This window comes from Bifidobacterium sp. POST2/T3 (B1), assembly GCF_058197115.1.
The window spans coordinates 3,322-4,849 of the sequence record NZ_JBVPQK010000207.1 but is presented as its reverse complement, the minus strand read 5'-3'; the positions used below and the strand labels follow the sequence as shown (position 1 = coordinate 4,849).

Genomic DNA, 1,528 nt, shown 5'->3' with positions numbered 1-1,528 from the left:
GAACGCTATGCCCAGGCCGGCAAGGACCCGGACGGGTTCGTCACCGAATCACTGGTCTGGCAGGACCTGGACCCGATTATCTGTTACTTGACCGAGCAGCATCGCCAGGACGATGGCCAGCTGTTGACCGTCTTGACTGACATCAGGGAGGGCGGCGTCACCCAGGAGGACCATGAGGTCCTGGCCTCCCGAGTCGGCGCAGTGCCCGCACCCGGTCAGGTGGCAGTCCACCTCTTCCCGGTCAACAAGCAGGCCGACACGCTCAACGACCAGCGCCTGGCCGCCATCGACGAAGAGGCCCACCATTACCAGGCCACATCCCGAGGCGAGGCCAGACTGGTGGAGCGGCTGAAGAAGAACATGCTGGCCCCCGAGGATCTGGCCCTGAAGACCGGAGCCGCAGTCATGGCCCTGCGCAACGACCAGGACCATCAATATGTCAACGGCTCCATCGGCACCGTCAGCGGATTCACCAGCTCGGCCAAGGGGGGATGGCCGATCGTCTCCTTCCAGAACGGCAACATAGTCACCATGAAGCCGGCCGCCTGGGAGACCATGGATGGGGACACTGTCCTGGCCGCCGTCAACCAGGTGCCGCTTCGCTGCGCCTGGGGGATCACCATCCACAAGTCCCAGGGGATGACCCTGGACAGGGCGGTCATGGATCTGAGACGGACCTTCGCGCCGGGGATGGGCTACGTGGCCCTCTCACGTGTGGAAAACCTGGATGGGCTCTATCTGACGGGCATCAATGAGCATGCCTTCCTGGTCTCTCCCGATGCCGTCGTTCTGGATGCGGGATTGAGGGCCGAGTCCAAGGCGGCCTGCGCCCGTCTGAAGGATGAGGGTCCTGAGTCCTTTACCAAGCGCGCCGTCGGTCAGGAACCAGAAGACGAATTCAGCCAGGACGAACTTTTCTGATTGGTCGCCCTTACCGGTCTTGATCCGGTGCAGTCATCCGGGTCGCTAGAGGCACCATGACAGGCGGACCATGTCTCTCAGGATGATTCCGTTCTCGACAATGGGCTGCTGGTAGCGGTCTACAAAATAATCCCGTTCAATGCGGTCCATGCGAAACCCGCATGTTTGGTAGAAGCAAAGGGCCTCAAAACTGGTGGATCCGGTGCCTACTTCCAATCTTCTCAGACCCAGCCTGACGGTCTCCATCTTGGCTCGGTCTATTAATCTGCTTCCAAGTCCCTGCCGGCGATAAGCACGGCCCACACTGATATTGGCGATTTCCAAGGTATCCGTGTTTGGTCTGACAAGCAGCATGACACCAGTCAGAGCGTGTTCCACTCGGATTTCATAAGCACAGGAATGGGTGAAAACGTCACGGATTATCAGTTCTGAAGGATCGGCCTCCAGGAGGAGTGTCATGTGCTCTGCGTCAAGGTTGGTAAAGGTCTGGATGGTCACACCTGGCTCTGATGACATAGGTGCCCGCCTTGTCCTTGTAAATCAGAAAACCTATTCGATATACAACCATCATATCTTGGTCCTCTTTATGGGGGAGGGTAATGCTGGA

At 58.7% G+C, this 1,528-nt stretch carries 2 protein-coding genes; one reads left to right on the top strand and one right to left on the bottom strand.

The genetic code is table 11. The annotated features are described in order from the left end of the window. Positions 1-921, top strand: a 921-nt coding sequence (locus AC0AP0_RS09095; RefSeq protein WP_490430232.1) for an ATP-dependent endonuclease, incomplete at its 5' end; no start/stop codon positions are given. 45 nt (positions 922-966) lie between these two features. Here the strand turns inward: AC0AP0_RS09095 and AC0AP0_RS09090 are convergent. Beyond that, complete coding sequence (locus AC0AP0_RS09090; protein WP_052733363.1) at positions 967-1,437, bottom strand: GNAT family N-acetyltransferase; 471 nt, start codon at positions 1,435-1,437, stop codon at positions 967-969. Positions 1,438-1,528 lie beyond the last annotated feature (91 nt).

What these genes read in the sequence shown, in the direction of transcription:
- AC0AP0_RS09090 (WP_052733363.1), bottom strand. Translation starts at nt 1,437, where the DNA reads ATGTCATCAGAGCCAGGTGTGACCATCCAGACCTTTACCAACCTTGAC.